Origin of the sequence: Halorubrum sp. Atlit-26R, assembly GCF_003666015.1 — an archaeon.
Lineage (GTDB): Archaea > Halobacteriota > Halobacteria > Halobacteriales > Haloferacaceae > Halorubrum.
In genome coordinates this window covers 66972-89509 of the sequence record NZ_QPLT01000005.1, presented here as the reverse complement: position 1 = coordinate 89509, position 22538 = coordinate 66972, and the positions used below count along the sequence as shown (strand labels likewise).

General features: G+C 67.7%; 21 protein-coding genes. 10 read left to right on the top strand and 11 right to left on the bottom strand.

Translation table 11 applies throughout. From position 1 onward, the window contains the following. Window positions 1–22: 22 nt before the first annotated feature. The 3 genes from DVK07_RS07370 to DVK07_RS23240 form a co-directional block, all read right to left on the bottom strand. Window positions 23–1903, bottom strand: a complete 1881-nt coding sequence (locus tag DVK07_RS07370) for a DMT family transporter (protein ID WP_121596450.1) — start codon at window positions 1901–1903, stop codon at window positions 23–25. Window positions 1904–2277: 374 nt separating this feature from the next. After that, window positions 2278–2553 (bottom strand): PadR family transcriptional regulator, encoded by a 276-nt coding sequence (locus tag DVK07_RS07365; protein ID WP_004597247.1) that lies wholly within the window; start codon window positions 2551–2553, stop codon window positions 2278–2280. A 417-nt stretch (window positions 2554–2970) separates the two neighbouring features. Further along, window positions 2971–3117, bottom strand: coding sequence for a hypothetical protein (locus DVK07_RS23240; protein ID WP_199719433.1), 147 nt, complete (start codon window positions 3115–3117; stop codon window positions 2971–2973). 577 nt (window positions 3118–3694) lie between these two features. On the opposite strand from DVK07_RS23240, the gene priS reads away from it, so the two are divergent. The 4 genes from priS to DVK07_RS07345 are packed head-to-tail and all read left to right on the top strand — an operon-like array spanning window position 3695 to window position 7905. Further along, window positions 3695–4858, top strand: coding sequence for a DNA primase small subunit PriS (gene priS / locus DVK07_RS07360; RefSeq protein WP_121596449.1), 1164 nt, complete (start codon window positions 3695–3697; stop codon window positions 4856–4858). 10 nt (window positions 4859–4868) lie between these two features. Continuing rightward, window positions 4869–5969, top strand: coding sequence for a DNA replication complex GINS family protein (locus DVK07_RS07355; RefSeq protein ID WP_121596448.1), 1101 nt, complete (start codon window positions 4869–4871; stop codon window positions 5967–5969). A gap of 9 nt (window positions 5970–5978) precedes the next feature. Beyond that, complete coding sequence (locus DVK07_RS07350) at window positions 5979–6629, top strand: DUF998 domain-containing protein (protein WP_121596447.1); 651 nt, start codon at window positions 5979–5981, stop codon at window positions 6627–6629. Between the two features lie 25 nt (window positions 6630–6654). Beyond that, entirely contained in the window at window positions 6655–7905 is a 1251-nt protein-coding gene (locus DVK07_RS07345) for an MBL fold metallo-hydrolase (RefSeq protein WP_121596446.1), read from the top strand. Window positions 7906–8007: 102 nt separating this feature from the next. Here DVK07_RS07345 and DVK07_RS07340 read toward each other — a convergent pair whose 3' ends face one another. Then, on the bottom strand, window positions 8008–8265 hold the full coding sequence (locus DVK07_RS07340; protein ID WP_121596445.1) for a hypothetical protein: 258 nt from the start codon (window positions 8263–8265) through the stop codon (window positions 8008–8010). A gap of 117 nt (window positions 8266–8382) precedes the next feature. On the opposite strand from DVK07_RS07340, the gene DVK07_RS07335 reads away from it, so the two are divergent. The 4 genes from DVK07_RS07335 to DVK07_RS07320 all read left to right on the top strand — a co-directional run bounded on the left by DVK07_RS07335 (window position 8383) and on the right by DVK07_RS07320 (window position 11700). Next, window positions 8383–9234 carry an inositol monophosphatase gene (locus tag DVK07_RS07335; protein WP_121596444.1) on the top strand — a complete coding sequence of 284 codons (852 nt, stop codon included), beginning with the start codon at window positions 8383–8385 and terminating at the stop codon, window positions 9232–9234. 418 nt (window positions 9235–9652) lie between these two features. Then, window positions 9653–10183 carry a DUF5817 domain-containing protein gene (locus DVK07_RS07330; RefSeq protein WP_121596443.1) on the top strand — a complete coding sequence of 177 codons (531 nt, stop codon included), beginning with the start codon at window positions 9653–9655 and terminating at the stop codon, window positions 10181–10183. A gap of 69 nt (window positions 10184–10252) precedes the next feature. After that, entirely contained in the window at window positions 10253–11269 is a 1017-nt protein-coding gene (locus DVK07_RS07325; protein WP_121596442.1) for a PGF-CTERM sorting domain-containing protein, read from the top strand. Beyond that, entirely contained in the window at window positions 11266–11700 is a 435-nt protein-coding gene (locus DVK07_RS07320) for a hypothetical protein (protein WP_121596441.1), read from the top strand. Before DVK07_RS07325 ends, DVK07_RS07320 begins: the two co-directional genes overlap by 4 nt. A gap of 35 nt (window positions 11701–11735) precedes the next feature. Here DVK07_RS07320 and DVK07_RS07315 read toward each other — a convergent pair whose 3' ends face one another. Further along, the gene (locus tag DVK07_RS07315; RefSeq protein WP_121596440.1) at window positions 11736–12149 is read right to left on the bottom strand and encodes a hypothetical protein; all 414 of its coding nucleotides are present in this window, start codon (window positions 12147–12149) and stop codon (window positions 11736–11738) included. Window positions 12150–12246: 97 nt separating this feature from the next. Beyond that, window positions 12247–13086 (bottom strand): ubiquinol-cytochrome c reductase iron-sulfur subunit, encoded by an 840-nt coding sequence (locus DVK07_RS07310; protein ID WP_121596439.1) that lies wholly within the window; start codon window positions 13084–13086, stop codon window positions 12247–12249. A gap of 272 nt (window positions 13087–13358) precedes the next feature. On the opposite strand from DVK07_RS07310, the gene ppc reads away from it, so the two are divergent. Next, window positions 13359–16061 carry a phosphoenolpyruvate carboxylase gene (ppc, locus tag DVK07_RS07305; protein ID WP_121596438.1) on the top strand — a complete coding sequence of 901 codons (2703 nt, stop codon included), beginning with the start codon at window positions 13359–13361 and terminating at the stop codon, window positions 16059–16061. 51 nt (window positions 16062–16112) lie between these two features. Here the strand turns inward: ppc and DVK07_RS07300 are convergent, their stop codons facing one another. The 5 genes from DVK07_RS07300 to DVK07_RS07280 all read right to left on the bottom strand — a co-directional run bounded on the left by DVK07_RS07300 (window position 16113) and on the right by DVK07_RS07280 (window position 21620). Further along, complete coding sequence (locus DVK07_RS07300; RefSeq protein WP_121596437.1) at window positions 16113–16589, bottom strand: MOSC domain-containing protein; 477 nt, start codon at window positions 16587–16589, stop codon at window positions 16113–16115. Between the two features lie 315 nt (window positions 16590–16904). After that, window positions 16905–17360, bottom strand: a complete 456-nt coding sequence (locus DVK07_RS07295; protein ID WP_121596436.1) for a 30S ribosomal protein S19e — start codon at window positions 17358–17360, stop codon at window positions 16905–16907. Between the two features lie 134 nt (window positions 17361–17494). Next, complete coding sequence (hmgB, locus tag DVK07_RS07290) at window positions 17495–18838, bottom strand: hydroxymethylglutaryl-CoA synthase (protein ID WP_121596435.1); 1344 nt, start codon at window positions 18836–18838, stop codon at window positions 17495–17497. Between the two features lie 119 nt (window positions 18839–18957). Then, window positions 18958–21282, bottom strand: coding sequence for an Ig-like domain-containing protein (locus DVK07_RS07285; RefSeq protein WP_233565388.1), 2325 nt, complete (start codon window positions 21280–21282; stop codon window positions 18958–18960). A 143-nt stretch (window positions 21283–21425) separates the two neighbouring features. Beyond that, a complete protein-coding gene (locus DVK07_RS07280) occupies window positions 21426–21620 on the bottom strand; it encodes a hypothetical protein (RefSeq protein ID WP_121596434.1) in 195 nt (64 codons plus the stop codon). Window positions 21621–21807: 187 nt separating this feature from the next. On the opposite strand from DVK07_RS07280, the gene DVK07_RS07275 reads away from it, so the two are divergent. Next, window positions 21808–22533 (top strand): nucleoside phosphorylase, encoded by a 726-nt coding sequence (locus tag DVK07_RS07275; protein WP_121596433.1) that lies wholly within the window; start codon window positions 21808–21810, stop codon window positions 22531–22533. Window positions 22534–22538: the final 5 nt, after the last annotated feature.

Genomic DNA, 22538 nt, shown 5'->3' with positions numbered 1-22538 from the left:
GCCGTCACCCTGCGAACTCGGCTTAGACGAGTTGCATGTAGAGGAGGACAAGGATCAGGACGATCGCCGCCAGGGCGAGAGAGAGCACACCCGTCCGCACGGTGGTGCGGACATCGAGATCGGAGACGGTTTGCGGCCTCGAATCCGACCCGTCCCGCCCCCCGCTACCTACCTGGACGGGATCGTCTCTCTCCATGATCTCGTAAATTTCGGACGTATGCGTGAATTCCTCGTGAGGGAAATACAGGGGTTTGTCAATCTGCGTTGCAATCCGCTGTTCTAAGAGAATTTTCGTCGATCCGACGGACCGATCGTAGTCGTAGTCGCGAATTTTGAGCACCGAAAAGACGATGACCCCGTTTACACCGATGACGATGAGATTCGAGAGGAATTCGTCACCGACGGAGATGACCAACGTCAACATCGTTGCCGCGCCGAGCAGAGCTAAAATGGCTAGTTCGCCCCGGCTGACTCGCTTCTGACTCATCAGGAGCCAGTTGGAGATAGCGGTATCGAGATTCTGGAGCTCGGCTTCGACCGTCTCGGTGGACTCGTCGTCGGGGCTCCGTATCGTTCGTATTTCTCTTTTCAGGTTCTCACTCTGATCCCGTACTTTCTTGATCAGTTTACCGCGTTTATCGGAGCTACGCCCGTAATTCAGATCGCTAATCGATTTGATCAGTTCGTACGTTTCCTCGTACACCCGTTCGACGTCTTCGGCACTACGGTCGGATCTCTCTATATCAGTAATCAGCTGGCTCAGCGTTTCGTTAATACGGTTCATTTTCTTGTCCTGCATTCGATTGGTCGCCCATACCCTCTCCAGCATGAACCCGGTGAGGATCGCAAAGATCGTCCCAACCAGGCTACTGATCTGGCTCACCGAAGAGGAACTCCCGAGGATCGCCGGATCGATGTACAGATACAGCGAGCTGAGGAAGATAGCGATGAGCGCCCCGGCCAACGACGTCATGTGGCGGAACGTATCGTTGAGCATGACCTGTGCTGCGATGATGAGGACCGCCCCGAACGCCACGCTCTCCGTTAACGGCGCGCCGACGAACACGCTGAGGAAGATCGTACTCAGAATGGGGGTTAGATAGGATAGCGACGAGATCAGGACGTGTTCGCCGAGAACGAGCGCTTTGCCCCATGCGAGCTGTGCGAGACCGAACGTCGAGAGGCCGAACAGCAGGAGTATCGGCAGTGATTGGGTGGATATCTCTACGTGTAGACCGGTCGCGAGAACGATCCCCGCCTCGGCGAGCAAGGCCACGAGAACGGCGACGAAGTAGATCAGTGGCGTCGAGTTCACGTACTCCTCGGCGATCGGAAGGAGGTTCATGTACACGCCCGCCGAAACCGCCGCGACGAACGCGACGATGTACGTGAATCGGATCCCCCCCGCGAGGAGCGAGTCTGCGGACCCGCCCGCGATGAGTGCTGCTCCAGAAAAGGCGAGCGAGAGGGCACCCATCTCGAACAGGCCGAAAGAGGCGTCAGACCGTCTAAAGACGAACGAGCCGAACGCCGGCAGGAACAGCGGCCAGAGATAATTGATTATGTTCGCCGGAACGCTCGGTCCTTCCTGAATCGAGAAAAAGAACGTAAGATCGTAGACGAGAAGGAAGATCCCGAACAGGACCAGTATCGCGATAAACCAGTACGGTGACTTGTGGTCGTTTTCGAGCAACGAAGTTACACTGTCTTTGGTATCGTCCCAATCGTACCACAGCCACACACCGAACACGAGTGCACCACATGCCATCCGAACAAACGCTAAACCGAGGTAGTTGGCCTCCTGATGGACGTAATCCGCGCCCGGTGCCGAGAGGCTCCAAAAGAAGACGGTAGTCAATGCCAGTAAAACCGACCAGTAGTAGGTGTTCGTGTCGTTAGGCATCAGAGAAATTCTCCGGATATTACCGTATAGACCTGTCGTCTGCCGATAAATAACTGTCAGGCTTATACATTTTGTTTGGAGGGTCGGTTTATCGCGTTCGAGCGTACACTATCGTGAGACTGCGCAGTGAAAAAGATACCCTGGCTCGGAGCCGAGTTCAGGTCATCGCCGCGGGTGATCGTTGCGACTGCGGGGGTACAGACCAGCTCAGTGTCTCGTCCGGACGTTCCGCCGGCGCCGGAGCGGCGTCGAATCCGGTCGTCCGGTGCGCGGGGAGAGAGCGGCGATCCCGAGGGGGAAAGAGAACGGTTGCGGGCAACGACAGAGACGGGCCGACGGCTACGGACCGATCGCGGGCACGACGGGCGCCCGAGTCAGTGTTCGATGTACTCGGCTTCCCAGTCGGTCCGAGCCTCGATCTCGCGGCGCCCGCGGCGGGTCAGCGTGTAGTAGTTGGTGCGGCGGTCGCGCTGGCCCTTCTCGACGAGCCCCTTCTCGACGAGCGTGTCGAGGTTCGGGTAGAGGCGGCCGTGGTGGATCTCCTTCTCGTAGTACTCTTCGAGCTCCTCTTTGATGGCCAGCCCGTGCGGCTCGTCGAGGCCCGCGATCACGTAGAGCAGGTCCCGTTGAAAACCTGTGAGGTCGTACATACAACTGCCTGTACATACCTGTCGAGAATAAATAAACATACCGTTATTTTATCCCTCGCAGGACCGGTCGTCGGGCCTTAGGCCCCGCATAACAGACGAGTCAGTTCTATCAGTGCGATAATTGTCATACGACACCAAACCGAGTGTTCGCGGCCGCAACTCGTTATGCGCGTCTGATACGTGGCCGAATACGGAGACCGTGTCCGGTCGCTCGACGGAGTGGCACGGGCGTCTGTTCGCTCTGCCGCGAGAGAATCTGAGCCGGGGCTACGCGGTCGAGTGTCGGAAGAAGGCACGCCCGACGCGGAAAAAAGCCGCGTCGGGCCTGCCGATTGGTCCCCGCTGACGCTTCGGCCCTCCAGACGAAGCGTCACTTCATCGTACATCGTAGAGAGTGATAAACGTGTCGTACGTCGCTTACATGTGTTCCTCTTCTAACACCCACCCGAGCGCGCGCTTGTAGTGCGTGAACAACTCTTCGACGCCGCGGTGTTTCATCTCCTCGTCGTCTAACTGCTCTCTGAGGAACTCGTACTGCTCTCTGACCTCCTCTTCGGAGCGCATACGAGACGGATACGGCGCGGCCCCGGATAGTGTTGTGGCCGAGACGTGACGACGACTGCTTGGGTACGTCCGAGGCCTCGCCCGTTCGGTTGCGAGTGGAAAACGCGGATCGGCGGCGAACGCGGCCAAAGACCCAGCCGCTCTATTATAAGTAGCTGATCGCAGATCGGCGGCGAACGCCGCCAAAGCCCCAGCCGTTTATTTATAAATGACTGACGGTAGATCTACGGCGAACACCGCCAAAGCCCCAGCCGCGAGGCGGGCGCACGCTCGCTGCGCTCCTCACTCGGTCGCTACCGCTCCCTCGTTGCGGTGCTTACGTCGCCTGCGCCCGCCTCGCGGCTGCCCCTTTGAGTCCCACCCCACACCGCTCCGCACCTCACGCCTCCCCAGCCTCGTCGGTCGGCGTCGCTTCGCTCCGCCGACCGACTCCCTCGCGCGTGCTCCTCGCGGCCTCCGCTTCGCTCCGGCCGCTCGCAGGCACGCGCCGACCGCCTGATCTGTTTATAAATAGTTGCCGTCGCGGTCGCGGGCGAACGGTAACGTTGATACGTCGACCGCGGGTACGAGAGGAGACATGGACGAGCGGACCCGCGAGTACCTCCGGGGGCGGTTCGGCGACTACTACCGGTCGGTGTCGCTGTCGCTCCCGCCCGACGCGAACCTCCGCGAGTGGGGCCACATCCCGTGGACGCCCGGGTCGGGGACGACGATGGTCCGCCACCAGTCGCTGTTCGACCTCGGCGACGTCGACACGTTCTTCGCGGACAACGCCCCCCGCCACGCCTACTTCTCGGCCGCGCGCTACGACAACCCCGGCGCGGCGACGATGGGCCAGAAGGGGTGGCGGAACGCCGACCTCGTCTTCGACCTCGACGCCGACCACCTCCCCGGCGTCGACCCGGAGACCACCTCGTACCCGGAGATGCTGGCGGCGTGTAAGGAGGCCCTCCTGCGGCTGTTAGACTTCGTCGACGACGACTTCGCGTTCGAGGACGTGACGGTCGTCTTCTCGGGCGGCCGCGGCTACCACGTCCACGTCCGCGACGAGAGCGTCCGGGAGCTCGACAGCGAGGCGCGCCGCGAGATCGTCGACTACGTGCGCGCCATCGACCTCGACACCGACGGCCTGATCCGGACCGTCTCCGACCGCGGGACGACGAAGCGCGTCCTCCGCACCGAGGGCGGGTGGGGCGCGCGCGTCCACGAGGCCCTGATCGACTACGCCGACGACCTCCGCGAGATGGACGACGAGGCCGCCCGCGAGCGCCTGACGGAGCTCGACGGCATCGGCGAGGGACGCGCGGAGACGATCCTCGGCGCGTTCGACCGGAACCCGACCGCGGTCCGCGAGGGCAACGTGGAGGCCGGCGGGCCGGGCGTGCGACGGCTCGTGGAGGCGCTCGCGTCGCGCGTCGCCGCGGAGGACGCCGCCCCGATCGACGAGCCGGTGACCACCGACACGCGGCGGCTCATCCGGCTGCCGGGGACGCTCCACGGCGGCTCCGCCCTGGTCGTCACGCCGCTCGACCGTGATGAGCTCGCCGACTTCGACCCCCTCCGGGACGCCGTCCCGGAGCGGTTCGTCGGCCGCGAGATCCGGATCGAGACGGACGCGGATCGGACGGTAGAATTAAACGGCGAGCGCGTCAGAGTTGAATCCGGTAGAAACACCGTGCCCGAGTTCGCGGGAGCCTTCCTGATGGCCCGCGGCGAGGCGCGGAAAGCCCCCGAACGATGACCGACCACAGATGAACCTCGACGAACTCCGGTCCGCGCAGGCGAAGGAGCGCCGCAAGGACAGCCTCCAGCACCTGCGGGACTCGTTTTACGACGACGTGGGCGCGTACGTCGCGGACCTCCGCGCCGCGCGCGACCGCCGCGCCGAGCAGGTCGAGAACCCGTTCGCGGACGACGACGTGCGCCGGCTCTCCGACGAGGTCGAGACCGCCGAGGAGGTCGCCGAGGCGCTCTACGAGCGCCGGGTCGGGAAGGTCGTCAAGCTCGCCTCCTTCGCCGCGGCCGACATGTCGGTCGACGAGGAGGGGATGACGACCGAGGAGCGCCGGCTGTTCGACGACCTCGTCGAGCGCATCACCGCGAACAAGTCGGAGGTCCTCGACGTGCTCGCGGGCGAGTCGCCGATTCCGGACGAGTCCCAGACCGCCGACGAGACCGCGGCCGCACCCGACGCCGCGGAGTCGCGCGACCCCGCGCCGAGCGGTCCGACGTCCGAAACCGATGCGTCCCAGACGGGCGCTGAGCCGGCGGAGACGGATCCGACGGGTCCGAGTTCCGAGGAGGCGGACGCAGGCGACGGCCCCGCCGCCTCGGACGCGCTCGCCGGGGCGATGGGCGGCGGCGAGGCGGAATCGCCGCCGAACGCGCCACCCGAACCGACCGAGGGCGCCGCGGCCGACGGCGAGGTCGCTTCCCCCGATACGGAGCCGGCCGACGGCGCCGCGACCGACGGCGACGACGAGCCGACGCCGGTGCCGCCCGAGCCGGCGCCGCCGGGAGCGGTCGGCGTCGACGCGGGCGACGGCGCGAGCGACGAGCCCGACGGCGTTGCCACCGACCACTCCGCGGGCGAATCGGACGACGCGGTCGACCCCGGAGCGACGACTGACGGCGGACCGGTCCCCGAAGCGACGGCGGGCGACGAGCCGGGCGCCGGTCCGGAATCGGATCAGGGAACCGAGCGGGCCACGGTCCGGATCACCCGCGACGTCGGGGCCATCTTCGGCGTCGACGAGCGGGAGTACGAGCTCGCCAGCGAGGACGTGGTCTCCCTCCCGGTCGAGAACGCCGACCCGCTGGTCCAGCGCGACGCCGCCGAGCGCATCGACTGACCGCGGCCGATGGCGGCTCCCGAGCCCTCCTCTGCCGGCGATCAGGGCGACACCGACGCGGACGCTGATTCTCCCGAATTCGAGCGTTTCGTGGCCGCTTTCGGCGCCGTCGCGACCCTCTCGGCGCTCGGCGGCATCGCGCTCGCCATTCTGCTCGATCCGACCTTCTCGTGGGCGACCGACGCGCTCTCCGACTTAGGCGTCCGCGACGGGAGCGCCCCCGCGTTCAACTGGGGGCTGATCGCCGGCGGGGCGGCCGGGGTCTGCTACGCGGCGGGCCTCGGACGGGCCGGGCGCCCGCTCCGGGCGCTCCTCCTCGCGCTGGCGATGGTCGCGATGGCCGGCGTCGGCCTCTTCGACCTCACCGAGCCGCTCCACGGGCCGGCCGCGATCGGGTTCTACGGACTGGTCACGCTGGTGTTCGCCGTCGACGGTTGGGTCAGGCGCGGAGCGGCGACCGGGCGCGTCGCGCTCGCGTTCGCCCCGGTCCACGTCGCCGTCTGGGCGACGTTCGTCGCCGGGTGGTGGCCCGTGACCGGGCTCGCGCTGCCCGAACTCCCGGGGGCGCTCATGCTCGCCGCGTGGGTCTGGGTCGTCGGGCCGGCGCCCGTGGTCGAGGCGATCCGGGCTGCTGCCGGCGACACGACCGACGGACACTAACGCCGCGGGCGGCTACGGTTCGCCGATGGAGTTGGAGTTCCTCGGCGGCGCCCGCGAGGTCGGCCGGAGCGCCCTCCTCGTCGACGACGCGCTGCTGCTGGACTACGGGCTCATGACCGCGGACCCGCCGCGGTATCCCGTGCGCGACCCCGAGCCGGAGGCGGTCGTCGTCTCGCACGGCCACCTCGACCACGTCGGCGCGGTCCCCGCGCTGCTGAAGGGCGACCGGCGGCCGCCGGTCCACTGGACGCCGCCGACGGGCGAACTCGCGCGCACGCTCGCCGAGGACACCCTGAAGCTCCACGGCAACAGCCCGCTGTGTCCGTTCGGCGCCGAACACGTCGCGCGCTTGGGCGAGGCCGAGCGGCGGCACGGCTACGAGGAGCCGTTTCCGGTCGCGGGGGGAATCGATGAGGGCGGGTACGAGGTGACGCTGTTCCCGGCGGGCCACATCCCGGGCTCCGCGCACGTCCTCGTCGACGACGGGGAGACCCGGCTGCTGTACACCGGCGACTTCCACACGGACGACCAGCGGCTGGTCGCCGGGACGACCGCGCGCCCCGACGCCGACGTCGTGGTCTGCGAGTCCACCTACGCGGACGTGACCCACGAGGACCGCGCCGCGGTGGAGTCAGCGTGGGCCGAGGGCGTCGAGCGGACGATATGGGAGGGCGGCACCGTCGTCGCGCCCGCGTTCGCCATCGGGCGGACGCAGGAGCTTCTGATGGTCGCGGCCGCACACGGCCTCACGCCGTACGTCGACGGGATGGGCGTCGAGGTGACCGAGATGCTCCGGCGGTACCCGTCGTTCCTCCGCGACGCGGACGCGTTCGGCGAGGCGGTTGGTCGGGCCCGCGTCGTCACGGGCCGCGACGGACAGCGGGAGCGGATCGCGGCCGATAACGCGCTCGTCGTCACCACCTCGGGGATGCTCGCCGGTGGGCCGGTCCACACCTACCTCCCCGAGATCCGGACGAACCCGACGAACCTCGTGACGCTCACGGGGTATCAGGTGGAGGGGACGCCGGGGCGCGAGCTCCAAGAGCGCGGGCAGCTGGAACTCAACGGCCGGGTTCAGCCCGTGAGCGCGCGGGTGGAGTCGTACGACTTCTCCGCGCACGCCGACCGAGAGGGGTTGGAGTCGTTCCTGGCGTCGTATCGAGACGCGCGCGTGCTGGTGAACCACGGCGACCGCTGCGAGGCGTTCGCCGAGGACCTGCGCGCGGACGGGTTCGCGGCGAGCGCGCCCAAAATCGGAGAGCGGATCGAGCTGTGAGCGGTCTGCGAGCGAATCGATCCGTGAAGGGTCAGCGACGGTCGGTTCGAGCCGCGGCTCGCGGAGCGTGTGAAGTAGAAGCGGTGCGGGCTCGGCGGCGGTCTACTCTCCGCCGTCTGTGTACGCCCAGTCGTCGAGCACGCGCTCGGCGACCGCGTTCGCCTCCGCCGGCGACGGGCAGGAGCCGGCGACGACCTCCTGAGAGAGCTCGCCCGCGAGGTCGTACACCGCGCTCCCGTCCGCGCGCTCGGCCACGCGCTCGAAGGTGGGCCGGTAGCCGGCGGCGGCGCGCTGACCGATCTCGTCGAGCGAGGCGTCGATGGTGTACTCCAGCTGACGGACCGCTTCCTCTGGTTCCATACGCGATCCACCGAGGCCGATCCACTTAAAGGTACTCGGATTCGGAACTGAGTTAATTCCGCAGTGTCGTTCGCGCCGAACCGACGTTTATACGCCGCCGGAGCGGCGACTGGCGCCATGACCGACGCAGACGAGCGCGGCGACGAGGCCGTGCCCCCCGTCGCGGACCGCGCCGACGACGTCGCCGAGCGCGCCGCGGTCGCGAAGCGCGCCGCGGAGGCGGGCGCTGCGGTCGCGCACGAGCACTTCCGGAGCGACATCGCGGTGGAAACGAAGGGCGAAGACGACGTGGTGACCGAGGCCGACCGCGCCGCCCAGCGCACCGTCATCGAGTCGATCCGCGAGTCGTACCCCGACGACGCGGTCGTCGGCGAGGAGGAGGACGAGCGCAAGACCGTGCCGGACGCGGGCCCCGCGTGGGTGATCGACCCCATCGACGGGACGAACAACTACGTCCGCGACGTGCGCGTGTGGGCGACCGCGGTCGCGGCCGTCGTCGACGGCGAGCCCGTCGCGGCGGCGATCGTCGCGCCCGCCCTCGGAGATACCTACACCGCCGACGCCACGGGCGCGTACCGCAACGGCGAGCCGATCGCAGTGAGCGACGTGGCCGAGCCCCGCGCCGCCGCCGTCGACCCGACGATCTGGTGGGCGTACGACGCCCGGGACGAGTACGCCCGCGCCTGCGAGGCGATCGTGACGCGCTTCGGCGACATGCGTCGGTTCGGCGCCGCGCAGGTGGTGCTCCCGACGGTCGCGGCCGGCGGGCTGGAGGGAACGATCACGAACGTCGCGGCGAACCCCTGGGACACGGTTGCGGGGGTCTTCGTGATCCGACAGGCCGGGGGGCGCGTGACGGACTTAGAAGGAGACCGCTGGCGCCACGACTCGAAGGGCTTGGTCGCCTCGAACGGCACCCTCCACGACGAGGTGCTGGCAGCCGCCCGAGCGATCGAGGACCCCGATTGAGCGCGGCTATTTATATGAGATATTGGCGGCGCGCCGCCGAGCGGCCGCCCTCGGCGGCCGCGAGGTGCCCGCGAGGGAGGCGGCGGCCCGGCGCGGCTCCGCCTGCGCCGGGCCGTCCGCCGAGGCTGGGGAGGTGAGAGGTGCGGGGCTGTGCGGGCGGGCGGGACTCGAAGGGGCAGTCGCGAGGCGGTCAGAGGCGACGCAAGCACTGGAAGGAGCGAACGCAGTGAGCGACTGAAGCGCACAGCGAGCGTCTGACCGCCTCGCGGCTGGGGCTTCGATGGTGTTCGGGTCGCTTAGCTACTTATAAGCAGTATCGTCGTACGGCCGAGCGGCTGGGGCTTCGATGTTGGCCACCGTCACAGCGAGTACAACGTACAGCCGAGGGTTCAAATTCGGGGCCGTCGAATCCGGGGACATGTACGCGGTCGTCGGCTGCAACGAGTGCGCCAACATGTGGCTTGTCACGGACCCGGAGACGAGCGAGACGGCGAAGTGCTCGCGGTGCGGCAAGACCCACCGCACCGCGAAGCTCAAGCGCTTCTTCGAGTCCGAGGACCGCGCGGCGGCGCGGGAGGCGCGGTCGGCGCTGCTCGCGAAGAAGCGCGGCGACAGCGCCGCGTTCGCGGAGGTCGACCACGTCTCGGAGCTCGAAGCCGTCGTCGAGGACGCCGGCATCGACGACCGCGAGTACCTCGAAGCGTCCGGGCTCGACGCCGACGCCGTCGACGAGGCCGGCCAGCGCGCGGAGAGCGGTGGGGGGAGTTCCCGGAGTCGCACCGAGGTCGTTCGGGACGCCGTGGAGGCCGTCGACGACCCCACCGAGGCGGCGGTCGTGGAGCGCGCCGCGGCGGAGGGGGTTCCCGCCGACGCGGCCCGCGAGATCCTGACCCGCCTCGCGCGCCGCGGCGAGGTCACCGAGTCGAACAGCCGGTATCGCGTCCTCTGAGGCCGGTTCCGGACGCCTCGGAGCGAATCCCGGACAAAGCACTTATATCGCGGTCGTGAGGGGTCGCGTATGGACACCCGTACGGCCCTCCTGGCGGCGGCCGCCGCCCTCCTCGTCGCGAGCGCGGTCGGCGCCGTCGTCGCGCCCGGCGCCATCAGCGACCCGCGAGCGACGGACGAACCGCCCGGGGACATCCGCGTCGCCGGCGCGACCGTCGCGCCCGGCGACGTGCGCGGCGAGACCGCCGAGCTCCGGCTCGGCACCGACCTCCGCCACCGGGGTTCGCCGGTCGAGAACGTCACCGTCCGCCACCGCGCGATCGGCGCCGAGTCCGGCCTCCTCGTCGACGAGACCACCGTCGACGTCGGCGACGTCGACTTCGACGGCGAGCGCACCGTCAACGGCACTGTGACCGTCGAGCGCGAGGGCGGCTACCGCATCGAGACGGTCGTCTTCGCGGACGGCCAGCGCCGCGAGCAACAGACCACGCGCGTCGCCGGCGTCGCGGCGCTCACGCCGGACTACGCGGACACGCAGGTCGGCTTCACCGACGGGTCCGTCTGGCCGACCGTCGCCGTGAGCGTCGTCGAGGCCGACAACGAGACCGCGACGCTGTCGGCGTCGGTCTCGGTGACGAACCGCGGCGACGAGCCGAGCGACGACGTCGACCTCCGCCTCTACCTCCGCCAGGCGGAGTCGAACGTGATCGCCGCGGACGCGACGGAGACGGTCGGCACCGTCCGCCCCGGCCGTACCGACACCGTGACGGCGACCGTCGAGGTGCCGGCCGGCTACAACTACTACGTCGACGCCGCGCTGTTCGACGACGACGTGCTCGTCGACGAGACGCAGGGCGTCGCGAACCTGAACCCGCGGGAGACGATCTCCGCCAACGAGACCGTCCGCGACGTGGAGTTCTCCGTCGAGGACTTCGAGCGCGACGACGTCGGCGGCGAGGGCGGCGACGGCGCCGACGGCGCACCGCGGGGCGACGGCGCCACCGACGGCTCGACGCCCGGCTTCGGCCCGCTCGTCGCGCTCGTCGCGCTCGTCGTCGCGGCCCTGACCGCGCGGAGGCGACGATGACGGACGACCGGCCGCGCGACGGCCCGCAGGATGACGAATCGACCCGCGACAGCGATCACGCCCGCGACCCACCACAGCCAATGACAGACGACACCGACGCGACCTACCACACGGAGACGGACGCCGACCGTACCGACGCAGACGAGGAGACCGGGAAGAGTGACCCCTCCGGCCTCGACCGCCTCTCGACCGACGACCTCCGCGGCCTGCTCGACCGCGTGGGACTGGCCGCGCTGTCGCTGCTCGCGGTCGTCGCCGGCTGGGGCTTCTACAGCCAGTCCGGCAACGCGATCCGCACGTGGTTCGACCCGGCCTACCAGTCCGTCGCGCTGGCCGCCTTCAACCTCGTGATTCTCCTCGTCGCGCTCGCGGGCGTGACCCACCAACTCCGCCGGATCCGCGCGACGCAGTCCGACGGCGCCGAGCGGTAATCGCGCGCGGGAACGGGCCGCACGAGACGGCGCCGCTACTCGTCGGGGATCTGGTCGGTGCTGGCCGGGATCTGTTCCACCTGTCCCGCGAGCGTCGCGGCGTCGCCGGCGACGGTGGAGGGCTCGACGCCGGCCTCACCCGCGACTAACCTGACGTGCGCGGCGAGCAGCGCGAGCGCCCGGAGCCCGGCGCCGTCGGCGTCGTCGTCGGTGCGCTGGGCGAACGTGGTGTCGACCTCGCCGTCGCGGACGACGCCGACGTGGACCGCGTCGATGTCGTCGGCGTCGAGGAGGTCGCGGGCGCGGGCGAGCTCCGTCTCGAACTCGTCGCCGGCGGACGCGCTCTCGGCGGCGTCCGTCGAGTCGTCGTCGGTATCAGTCGAACCGTCAGCGGTCTCGGAGCGGCCCTTACCGGCGGGCGCGTCGGAAGCGGGGTCGTCGTCGCTCATGTCAGTCCCTCGGGCGAGCGGCGTGAAAAGCGCGGCGGGGACCGTCGACTGCGGAGCGGGAGAGAGGAGAAGAAGGGGAACCGCGACGGACGCGACGTTACGCTTCCGGGCGGGGTCGGGCGATGAACAGCGCCTCTTCGATGGTGAACGGGTCGTACGTCGACTGGTGGCAGACGCAGTAGGTCCCGTCGGCGGCGTCGTAGCGGGCGGACTCCCCTAACTCCTTGTAGCCCGGGATACAACAGAAGTGCGTACAGACGTTGAGGTACGCCATGAACCCCTGATCGGTCGACGCCTGGAGCCACTCGTTGTTCTGAGCCGCCTCCTCGATCTGGGGCGAGCGGATCACGACCGCGTTGAGGTTCGTCTCGGCGTCCTCGGAGCGCCACGTGACCGACGCCGGCTTGCCGACGCCGTCGCTGCCGATCCCGTTGCCCCACTCGGTGTAGTCGTCGAAGTCGTCGATGTGGATCCGGTCGCCGCCCGAGTAGGTGTTCGACTGCCAGTCGTACGGCGGGCCGCTCGCGGCGCGGAACAGGTTGTCCGACTCGAAGTTCGGCTGGACGTTCTCCTGAGACTCGACGCCGCAGTACTGGAACCACGCGCCGGTGTAGGTCTCCCCACCGAGATCCTGCTGGGCGACCTCGATCTCCTGTCCCTCCTGAGTGACGGTGGTCGTCTCGGGCCAGATTCCCTCGATGTACCCCTCGTCGGTGACCTGAACCGGGATCTGCGGGAGCCCGCGGGGCGCCGGGCCGCCGGTGTGCGCGATCGTCTTCGCGATCGTCGACCCGCCGCCGACCCCGCCGGCGGTCGTCAGGGTGTTTACGGTCGCCGACCCCATCGCGCCGACCCCAGCGAGGGCCGCGCCGCCGACGACGCCCTTCACGAAGCGTCGCCGTCCGGACTCAGACGGATACTTGTCGGACGCACTCATACACGCATCTGGGGTTGGATCGGTAAAAAGGGTGACGAACCCTCCACCGAGGCGAGAATCGACGCCGTCGCCGTTCGTCGCCGCCGATCCGAACGGGGTCGCCGCCGACGTTCCGAGGAGCGTCAGCGACGACGTTCCCAGGATCGCCGGCGCCGCAGACGCCGCTACGGCGGCGAACGAACAGGAACGTTCGTGAATGAATTAACTCGGAACCGAGGCAAACATTCGTTCAGACCGCGGTTTTAACCGACCGCGACCGCAGTGTGTGTGGTATGAAGTTGCACAATCGGGACGTGCGGACGGACGTTCGGGAACTCGGCGCGCTGGTGGGAGACGTTCTGGCCGCGCAGGCCTCGACCGAAGCGTACGAGACCGTCGAGACGCTGCGGAACGCGGCGATCGACTACCGACGGGGAGACGCGGCGAACCGCGACGCCCTCCACGAGGCGGTCGACGACCTCTCGACGACCCGCGAGGAGGTCGTCGCCCGCGCGTTCACGACCTACTTCGAGCTGATCAACCTCGCCGAGGAGCGCGAGCGCGTCCGCGCGGTCCGGAACGCCGACGACGGGACCGCCCTCCACGACTCCTTCGACGCGACGATCGCCGAGTTCGCCGAGGCCGGCGTCGACGCCGACGAGTTGGAGGAGCTCCTCGCCGACGTGCTCATCGAGCCGACGTTCACCGCCCACCCCACGGAGGCCCGGCGCTCGACGGTGAAGTCCAAGCTCCGCTCCATCGCGAACCACCTGGGCGAGCTCGACGAGCGCAACCTCACCGACCGCGAGCGCCGGGCCGTCTGGCGCGACGTCAGCGCCGAGGTGACCAGCCTCTGGGGCACCCGACAGGTCCGCCAGCGGGCGCCCGAGCCGGAAGACGAGGCGCGAAACGTCCAGTGGTACCTCGAGAACACCCTCTTCGACGTCGTCGGCGACGCCTACGAGGAGTTCGAGGAGACCATCTCGAAGGAGTACGACGACGTCGACTGCCCCAAGCTCTTCGAGTTCCGCTCGTGGGCCGGCTCCGACCGCGACGGCAACCCGTTCGTCACCCCCGAGGTGACCGACGAGACGCTCGAACGCCAGCGCGAGGTCGCCGTCGAGAAGTACCGCGACCGCTGTAAGCGGCTCTCCGCGGTGTTGAGCCAGGACGGCGAGCGCTACGCGACGGGCGACGCGCTCGCGCGGTCGCTCGCGGCCGACGCCGAGCGGTTCCCGACGGTCGTCGAGGAGGCCCGCGAGCGCTACCCCGACGAGCCGTACCGCCAGAAGCTCCGGCTGATGCGCGAGCGCCTCGACCGCGTCAACGACGTCCGGCCGGGCGAGTACCCCGACGGCGACGCGTTCCTCGACGACCTCGACGTCATCGCCGAGTCGCTGCGCGAGGACGACCAGGAGTCGGTGCTGGAGTCCTTCGTCGAGCCGTTCCGCCGACAGGTCGACACGTTCGGGCTCACGCTGGCGTCGCTCGACTTACGCGACCACCGCGAGAACCACACCGAGGCCGTCGCCGAGGCGGTCGCGGTCGAGGGCGTCGACTACGAGGGGATGGACGAGGACGAGCGCGTCGACTTCCTCACCGAGGCGATCCTTCAAGAGGAGCCGGTCGTCGACATCGACGAGCCCGGCGACGTCTCGGAGACCACCGAGCGCGTCCTCGAACGGTTCGAGTCGTTCGCGGAGTGGCAGGAGGAGTACGGCCAGCAGGCGATCGACACCTACTGTATCTCGATGACGGAGGAGCCCAGCCACGTGCTGGAGGTGCTCTTCCTGTCCGATCAGGTCGGCGTCGTCTCCCTGCCGGACCACTGCGCGGTCGACGTGGTCCCCCTCCTCGAAACCGAGTCCGCGCTCAACGGCGCCGAGCGCATCCTCGGCACCCTCTTCGAGAACGAGGCGTACGCGACCGCGCTCGAAGCGCGCGGCGAGGTCCAGGAGGTCATGCTCGGCTACTCCGACTCCAACAAGGAAAACGGGTTCCTCGCGGCCAACTGGGACCTCTACGAGAACCAGCGCCGCATCGCGCGGTTCTGCCGCGAGGAGGACGTCACCCTCCGGCTGTTCCACGGCCGCGGCGGCTCCATCTCGCGCGGCGGCGGTCCGATGAACGAGGCGCTGCTCGCGCTGCCGAACGAGACCGTCACCGGGCAGGTGAAGTTCACCGAGCAGGGCGAGGCGATCGCCGAGAAGTACGCCAACCCCCGGATCGCCGAGCGCGAGCTCGAGCAGATGCTCGACGCGCAGATCCGCGCCCGGAAGGAGGCGAACGAGGAGCCGGTCGAGGACGTGCCCGACCGCTGGGTCGAGGCGATGGAGGTCATGGCGCCCGCGGCGCGCGAGACGTACCGCGACCTGCTGAACACGGACGGGTTCGTCTCCTACTTCGAGCAGGCGACGCCGATAAGCGTCGTCGAGGACCTCAACCTCGGCTCGCGGCCCGCGTCGCGCTCGGGCGAGCGCAGCGTCGAGGACCTGCGGGCGATCCCGTGGGTGTTCTCGTGGACCCAGACCCGGCTCATCCTCCCCGGCTGGTACGCGATCGCCTCCGGCATCGACGCCTACCTCGACGAGGTCGGCGAGGAGGAGGGGTTAGAGACCCTCCGCGAGATGTTCGACGAGTGGCCGTTCTTCCGGACCACGCTCGACAACGCCTCGCTGGCGCTCGCGCGGACCGAACCCGAGATCGCCGCCGAGTACGCCGACTTAGCCGACGACGACCTCCGCGAGCGTTTCTTCCCCGAGCTGGTCGGCGAGTACGAGCGCGGGCGCGAACTGGTGTTGGAGATCAGCGGCCGCGACCAGCTGCTCCGGCGCGAGTGGCTCGAGGAGAGCCTCGACCGTCGGAACCCCTACGTCGACCCGCTGAACCTGCTCCAAGCGAACCTGCTCGGTCGGACCCACCGCACCGACGAGGAGGAGCGCACCCTGCGGCTCACCGTCAACGGTATCGCCGCCGGGATGAAGAACACCGGATAGCTCGGTTCGCGACGCCGCACCGCCTCCGTTTTTCCTGCCGCCGTCAAGCCGCTACCGGACGACGTCGTCCCCGACCGCGATCGTTCCCGACTCGACGATCCGGGCGTCGAGCCCGCCGCGGCCGTCGAGCGCGGTCGCCGCGTCCGCCTGCTCCGCGAGGTCGGCCATGTAGCCACAGGGCTCGCAGTGACCGAGCCCCTCGAACACCGCCTCGCCAACCTGGAACCGCTCGCCGACGAGATCGTTGAGGGCGACGCCGCGCGTCGTGACGTTGCGGCGGTGGGCGCCGGCCTCCAAGTCGACGCCGAACTCCTCGGCCGCGGCCGCGAGCGCCTCCGCCTCGATCAGCGTCACGTCGCTCGGCTCCAAGTCCGCCTGCTCGTTGTAGATCCCGTCGCCGTCGAAGTAGCGGTCGCCCCGAAGCCCCCGGTCGGCGACCGCTTCGACGGCCTCTCGGGGCTCCGGCTCGCCGCCCGTCCCCGAGGCGACGTGGATCCGTTCGACCGCACCGGCCTGCGAATCGGTCATGCGTGAATCACGCTCGGAGTCACGGCCGGACTCGGCGCCGAGGGAGCAAGAGGCTGGCGGCGAGGGCGTCGGGACGACGTCGGCAAGGGGGCGACGACCGGGACGGAGGCGAAAGTCGGCGATACCGCAATTTTATATAGCGATATAAGATTTATCGTCCGAGTGCGGTCGAGACGTCCGAGATACGACACCCTCCGGAGAGCGGCCGTCTAACGCGGGACAGTGGTCGCGAACGGAGTCAGAGGCCGGCCCGGCACCGGCCCGGCAGGGCCGCCGCTAACGGATTCGTACGGTCGAAAACGAGAAAACAGCGATCTACGCGTAGCGTTCGAGTTCCGGGCGGTCGAGGTCCTCAAAGACCTCGGTCGCGACCTCCGAGAGGAACGCCTCGCCCTCGTCGGAGAGGCGGCGGCCCTCGCCGGAGGCGGTCGTGACGAGCCCGTCGTCTTCGAGCGCCTGGAGCGCCGAGCGGATGAGCTTGCGGGAGCCGCCCTCGTGTTCGCCGGGGCGAACGACGTAGCGGTTCGAGCCGCGCTTCTTCGAGCCGTACTCGGTCGCGAGCCGCTCGATGCCGATGGGCTCGTTCTGGGCGACCTTCCGCAGGAGACTCGCGGAGCGGACGTACCAGAAGTCGTCCTGCTCCGGCGGGAGCTCCTTCCCGGCGCCGGTCTTGGCGAACTCGACCCAGTCGGGCTCGTCGATGCGGTCCTCGAGCCGCGCCGCGACGGCCTCGATGAGGTCGTCGGCCGGCACGTCGTAGATGGTTACCATTGGGTGTCGATTCACGCCAGCGTCGTTTAAAACCATCGTATCGCGCACGGCCCGTGTGAGCCGTTTTCACGGGGTTGCGGGCCGCTGCGGGCGACTCGCGGATCGGAGCGAGGCCGAGCGCGGGGGCCGCGCCGCTACTCGACGTACTCGTACTTCCGCTCGTTCATCCGGCCCCAGCCGGTGAAGACGAACTCCCCGTCGGGCTGGGTGAACTCCTCGATCTCGCGTTCGACGTCCATGTCGTACTCGTGGACGTCGTGGACGTCCTCGTACTCGTCCCACGTGAGGTCGTAGCGGGCGTCGAGCTGGGCGTCGATGTCGAGCCCCTCGATCTCCGCGCGCCACCCCTCGCGGATCGTCTCGGCGTGGATCTCGGCCTGCGCGCCGGAGCCGTAGGAGGCGACGAGCAGCGTCTCGCCGACGAACTCGCGGTCGCGCTTCAGGGCGTCGCGCAGGGCGCTCACGCGGGCGATGTGGACGGAACTGGTGTACCAGTTACCGACCTCGCGGGAGAGCCCGAGCGTCGGCTCGACGGCCGTGTCGTACCACGTCTGGTACTGCTCGGTCGTCTTCAGATCGTCCATGTAGCCGCGGATCGCCTCCTCGTACGCCTCGCGGTCGTCGTACTCGTCCTCGCGGGGCTGGCGGCCGATCTCGTCGGCGAGCGCGTCCTCGTGGGGCGTGTCGCGGATGACGTGCCGGTACGCGAGGAGGGCCGCCTTCCGGACCATCCCCGGGAACGGGGTGTGGAACGGGGCGTACGCGAAGTCCTCCAGCTCGATGTCGTCCGTGACGGACTCGTAGTCCTCCAAGGCCTCGCGCATCCGGGAGAGGTACACCTGAACAGACCGCTTCCCGTCGACGCTGGGGAACTGCTGGTTCGGCTTGAGGAAGTCCGTCTCGTCTTTCGAGCCGTACCCCTGATCCGTCGACAGCTCGACGATGTCGGGGTCCTCGTCGATCAGCATCGCGACGGCGCCGGCGCCCTGTGTCGCCTCACCGGGGTCGCCGCGGGCGTACAGCGCCGTGTCGGTGGTGATGACGATCGCGGGACGGTCGCGGTTGCGGCCCGCTCGGATCCAGTTGTACGCGTCGTCTATCGCCTGCGTGCCGGCGAGGCAGGCGAACTTGCGCTCCCCCTTGTTGGCGTGGGTGAAGTCGCCGTCGTACACCTGTTCGAGGCAGCCCGCGATGTACGTCGAGACGGGCTTCGAGTGGTCGAACGCCGATTCGGTGGCGACGTCGATCCGGCCGACGTCCTCGGGTTCGAGCCCCTTCCGGTCCATCAGCCCCTTGGCGGCGTTCGCGCCCATCGTGACGATGTCCTCGTACACGTCGGGGAACGAGGAGTTGTTGAGCCCGAGCCCCTTCGTGTACTTCTCGGGGTCGTCGCCCTTCTCCGGCGCGAACGTGCCCGGCAGGTCGAGTTTGAGCTTCCCGGTCCAGATCTCGATTCCGTCGATCCCGACTGCGGTCATACACGGTCGTTCATGCGGCCGGCATATGGCTTTGTCGATGGGGAATACGTCGATCGTGGAACAGTTAGAATCTGGAGTCCCGAATTGAGGTGGGACTACAGTTCCGTATCAGATTAGAATTACTGAGGACGAATGTCCGGATTCTCTAAGTCACGGTCGCCAGAGACTTGCGTGAGACCTTCGATCGAAGAGGTATTGTTCAAGTCGTTCCGGATCTGCTCCAGCAGCGTTTCTTGACCTCCGGTTAAATCGTTGTAGGAATTAGGATCAAGTATATTCACTTCTTCGTTATTTCGGGTGAACGCCTCAGCTGCTGTACCAGTAAATTCAAGCTCTTCTCCGTCAACGGTCACAGTCACTGACTCACTTCCCTGTCCTTGTACAGACGCTTCAATGGTGAATTCGTACGTCGTGCTGTCGCTCACCGCATCAAACGATGCGGTCATCTCGTCATTACCCTGTCCACCTTGGAACTCGGCGTCAGCCTGTGCGAATATCCCGAACGGTTCACCCCCGACAACTGTCGAGTCCGCGTCGAGTTCGTTTTGTTCCGCATCGCTCTCGTAGAGCGTGGCGACGACTTCGTCGCCGGCGGCCACACCGCCGACATCAGCCGAGTCGACCGTCGTGGTCTGTCCGTCAGTCGATTCGAACGATTCGGTCTGGCCGGTCGCGGCGTTCTCAACGACGACCCACCCCTCTGCGAGGTTCTGGTACTGGTCGGTCGTCACTTCGAAGCTCCCGTCAGTGTCCTCGATGTCGTCTTGGAGGTCCACCTGCCCGACCGGTCCCTGGGTAACCGTCGTGACGAACTGCTCGGTCCGCCGTTCGCCGTCAATTTTGTACCCCACCGTCACGCTAAACGTTTCACCGACGACATCGACGACGGTCGCGGTGGACTGGCCGACTTCGTAGAACTCGGCCAGCGTGATCGTCGCACGGTCGTTGGATCCGAGCGGGACCTCTGCGCCGGCGAATTCGGTCTCAGCATCGACGTACTCCTCCGCACCAATATCGTACGCCCGTTTTTCGGGGCCGCGTTGGAGGTTCAACTGGAGCCCACTGTTCGGGACGAAGGTGTACTCCTGATCGAGCCCTAAGAGTACGTTCTTTTCGCCGACAGCACCGCCAGCAGACTCAACGTACAGTTCGGATCGCCCCGGTCCAGAGCCGGCAGCTTCGTCCGATAGCCCGTTGAGGTCGGGATTCTCCGGAAGCACGGTCACGTCGGTGATGCGAATTGCTCCGTCGTGTTGGTTCTCGACATCAAGTTGGAATCCGCCTTGTTCAGCGGATCCAGGACCGTTGAACGCGACCGCTTCTTCCGGTGCGACGAGAAGCGATTCCGTTCCACCGCCACCACCGGTACCAACGCCGACGTTTTCGAACAGAACAGACTCCCACGTTTCCGTCCCGGCATTGATCTCCATTTCGACGTCGGAAACGTCGGTGACCTCGTAGCTGACGCGACCCTCGCTGTCGGTCCGTATCGTCTCCTCGAAAGCCCCGTCGACCGAGACGTTGACCCGCGCGCCCTCGACGGGGTTGTTGTATCGATCACGGACCTCAGCGACCGCGACACCGTTGTTCGAGGAGACCTTCGTGATGTATCCGTCCGACTCGTTCGGAACAGTCGTTCCGTCACCGACTCCGACCGCACCCAAGCTCAGACGATAGGCTTCGGAGCCGTCGAGTTCGATCCGTACCGTTCCGCCCGAAACGGTGACTCCCTGTACGTCCGTACCGAGGCGATCGCTCCACACCTGCTCGAGGTCTTCGGATCGGTCCGGCGATATGTCTGTCGGGAGTTCGATGACGACCGGATCTCCCCCGACCGACGTCAGGCGCACCGAGCGCCGACTCTGGGAGAGCGCGTCAGGGTCCACGCTCGTCCGCCGAGTACCCGACTCGTCGACGTTTCCGTTCAGGGCGATCAATCGGAGCCGATTATCGCTATCTACCACGGTCTGTCCGCTCCGGCCGAGAGCGGTGTTCTCGAACTCGGCAACGACGAGGGAGTGCTCGTACACGAGGTCGGGACTGTCCCGAAGTTCGTTGTATTCGGGTGAGTACCGCAGCGAGCGCGTGTCGAACGCGATGGCTCCGTCCACGTTAGTTCGGTTCTGCCAGTAATCGACGACGTTTGGCCCTCCTTCGACGGTGGCGTTCTCTACGCGTAGTTCGCGCGGAGGGCTGGTGGACAGTCGGCCGAAGGCCGGTGGTGGGTTCAACGCGAACGTACGCTGTGGATACCGCGTTCCGAGCTTCACCGAGGTCGATCGACCGTCACCGGTGCGGCTCGCGCTCAGAACCGCGTTCCGTACCTCGAGGAACTCTCCCTCGACTTGCTGGCTGTGGTCGAACTCCACTTGCGTATTCTCCTGTGGAACGATCTGTACCTGATACAGCGAGAGCGCCAAGATCAGGAACCCGAACAGGATCACCGTTCCGACCACGACCGACTGGCCCCGACGGTCGCGACTGAATCGCATTGTGCGGTGTCGACGCCGAGCGGGTATAAAATCCTCCGTCCGGGCTCTCAGTCGCGATACTCGGGCGAGTGCGGTCGAGCGCCCGCCCGAGGGGGTCAGTCGCCGCTCGCTCGCCGGTCCGTCAGCCACGCCGACGCGACGGCCACGACGCCGGCGAACCCGCCGAGCAGCACCGCCTGCGTCCAGTTGAAATCCAGCAGCGTCCCCGCGACGAGCGTGACGACGAGGAACGCGACCGTGAGGGCGCCGATGGTGGAGCCGAGGTCGGCCAAGGCGTTCGCGTCGGACATACCCTGAACCTCGCGCGTCCGGGCGATAAAACCGGCCGATCGGCAGAGGCCTGCGGACGAATTGGGACGCGGCCGCCGGGGCCACAAGCCGTTGATAAATTTTATATCGCGATATGAAATTGCGGTCGCGGCGCTTCCCCGCCCGCCGACCGGTCGGTTTTTGCGCGCGGCGGCTGTTGCCGCGCGTATGGCGAAACAGCCGCACCTGCTGGTCGAGGAGGGCGACGTCCACGAGATCGCGGTCATCCCGGGCGACCCGGGCCGAGTCGACCGGATCGCCGACCTCTGTGACGACAGCGAGGTCGTCGCGCAGAACCGCGAGTACAAGGTCGTGAACGCGAGCTACGAGGGCGTCGACCTCACGATCTGCTCGACGGGAATCGGCTGCCCGTCGGCCGCCATCGCGGTCGAGGAGCTCTCTCGGGTCGGCGTCGAGACGTTCGTCCGCTGTGGCACCTGCGGGGCGCTCCAGCCCGACATGGAGGTCGGCGACATGGTCGTCGCGACGGGCGCGGCCAAGGAGGAGGGGACGAGCAAGCGCTACGAGTCGGCGAACTACCCCGCAGTCCCGGACTACGACGTGCTCACGGGGCTCGTCGGGACGGCCGAGGACAACGACGAGGAGATCCACGTCGGGCCGATCGTCTCCGACGACGCGTTCTACAACGAGAGCGACGAGTACGTCGACGACTGGAACGACGCGAACCTGCTCGCGATCGAGATGGAGGCCGCGACGGTCTTCTCGCTCGCGCGGCGCAAGGGGCTCGCGGCGGGCGCCATCTGCACCGTCGACGGCAACCTCGTCGCTGGCTCGCAGAAGGGCGCCGACTCGGACGACGAGCTGCCGGAGAAGGCGAAGGACAACGTCGAGCGCGCGATCCGGATCACGCTGAACGCGGTCACGTCACTGTAAGCGGA

Coding starts and splice junctions, on each gene's coding strand:
- DVK07_RS07370 (WP_121596450.1), bottom strand. CDS start 1,903: ATGCCTAACGACACGAACACCTACTACTGGTCGGTTTTACTGGCATTG.
- DVK07_RS07365 (WP_004597247.1), bottom strand. CDS start 2,553: ATGTACGACCTCACAGGTTTTCAACGGGACCTGCTCTACGTGATCGCG.
- DVK07_RS23240 (WP_199719433.1), bottom strand. CDS start 3,117: ATGCGCTCCGAAGAGGAGGTCAGAGAGCAGTACGAGTTCCTCAGAGAG.
- priS (WP_121596449.1), top strand. CDS start 3,695: ATGGACGAGCGGACCCGCGAGTACCTCCGGGGGCGGTTCGGCGACTAC.
- DVK07_RS07355 (WP_121596448.1), top strand. CDS start 4,869: ATGAACCTCGACGAACTCCGGTCCGCGCAGGCGAAGGAGCGCCGCAAG.
- DVK07_RS07350 (WP_121596447.1), top strand. CDS start 5,979: ATGGCGGCTCCCGAGCCCTCCTCTGCCGGCGATCAGGGCGACACCGAC.
- DVK07_RS07345 (WP_121596446.1), top strand. CDS start 6,655: ATGGAGTTGGAGTTCCTCGGCGGCGCCCGCGAGGTCGGCCGGAGCGCC.
- DVK07_RS07340 (WP_121596445.1), bottom strand. CDS start 8,265: ATGGAACCAGAGGAAGCGGTCCGTCAGCTGGAGTACACCATCGACGCC.
- DVK07_RS07335 (WP_121596444.1), top strand. CDS start 8,383: ATGACCGACGCAGACGAGCGCGGCGACGAGGCCGTGCCCCCCGTCGCG.
- DVK07_RS07330 (WP_121596443.1), top strand. CDS start 9,653: ATGTACGCGGTCGTCGGCTGCAACGAGTGCGCCAACATGTGGCTTGTC.
- DVK07_RS07325 (WP_121596442.1), top strand. CDS start 10,253: ATGGACACCCGTACGGCCCTCCTGGCGGCGGCCGCCGCCCTCCTCGTC.
- DVK07_RS07320 (WP_121596441.1), top strand. CDS start 11,266: ATGACGGACGACCGGCCGCGCGACGGCCCGCAGGATGACGAATCGACC.
- DVK07_RS07315 (WP_121596440.1), bottom strand. CDS start 12,149: ATGAGCGACGACGACCCCGCTTCCGACGCGCCCGCCGGTAAGGGCCGC.
- DVK07_RS07310 (WP_121596439.1), bottom strand. CDS start 13,086: ATGAGTGCGTCCGACAAGTATCCGTCTGAGTCCGGACGGCGACGCTTC.
- ppc (WP_121596438.1), top strand. CDS start 13,359: ATGAAGTTGCACAATCGGGACGTGCGGACGGACGTTCGGGAACTCGGC.
- DVK07_RS07300 (WP_121596437.1), bottom strand. CDS start 16,589: ATGACCGATTCGCAGGCCGGTGCGGTCGAACGGATCCACGTCGCCTCG.
- DVK07_RS07295 (WP_121596436.1), bottom strand. CDS start 17,360: ATGGTAACCATCTACGACGTGCCGGCCGACGACCTCATCGAGGCCGTC.
- hmgB (WP_121596435.1), bottom strand. CDS start 18,838: ATGACCGCAGTCGGGATCGACGGAATCGAGATCTGGACCGGGAAGCTC.
- DVK07_RS07280 (WP_121596434.1), bottom strand. CDS start 21,620: ATGTCCGACGCGAACGCCTTGGCCGACCTCGGCTCCACCATCGGCGCC.
- DVK07_RS07275 (WP_121596433.1), top strand. CDS start 21,808: ATGGCGAAACAGCCGCACCTGCTGGTCGAGGAGGGCGACGTCCACGAG.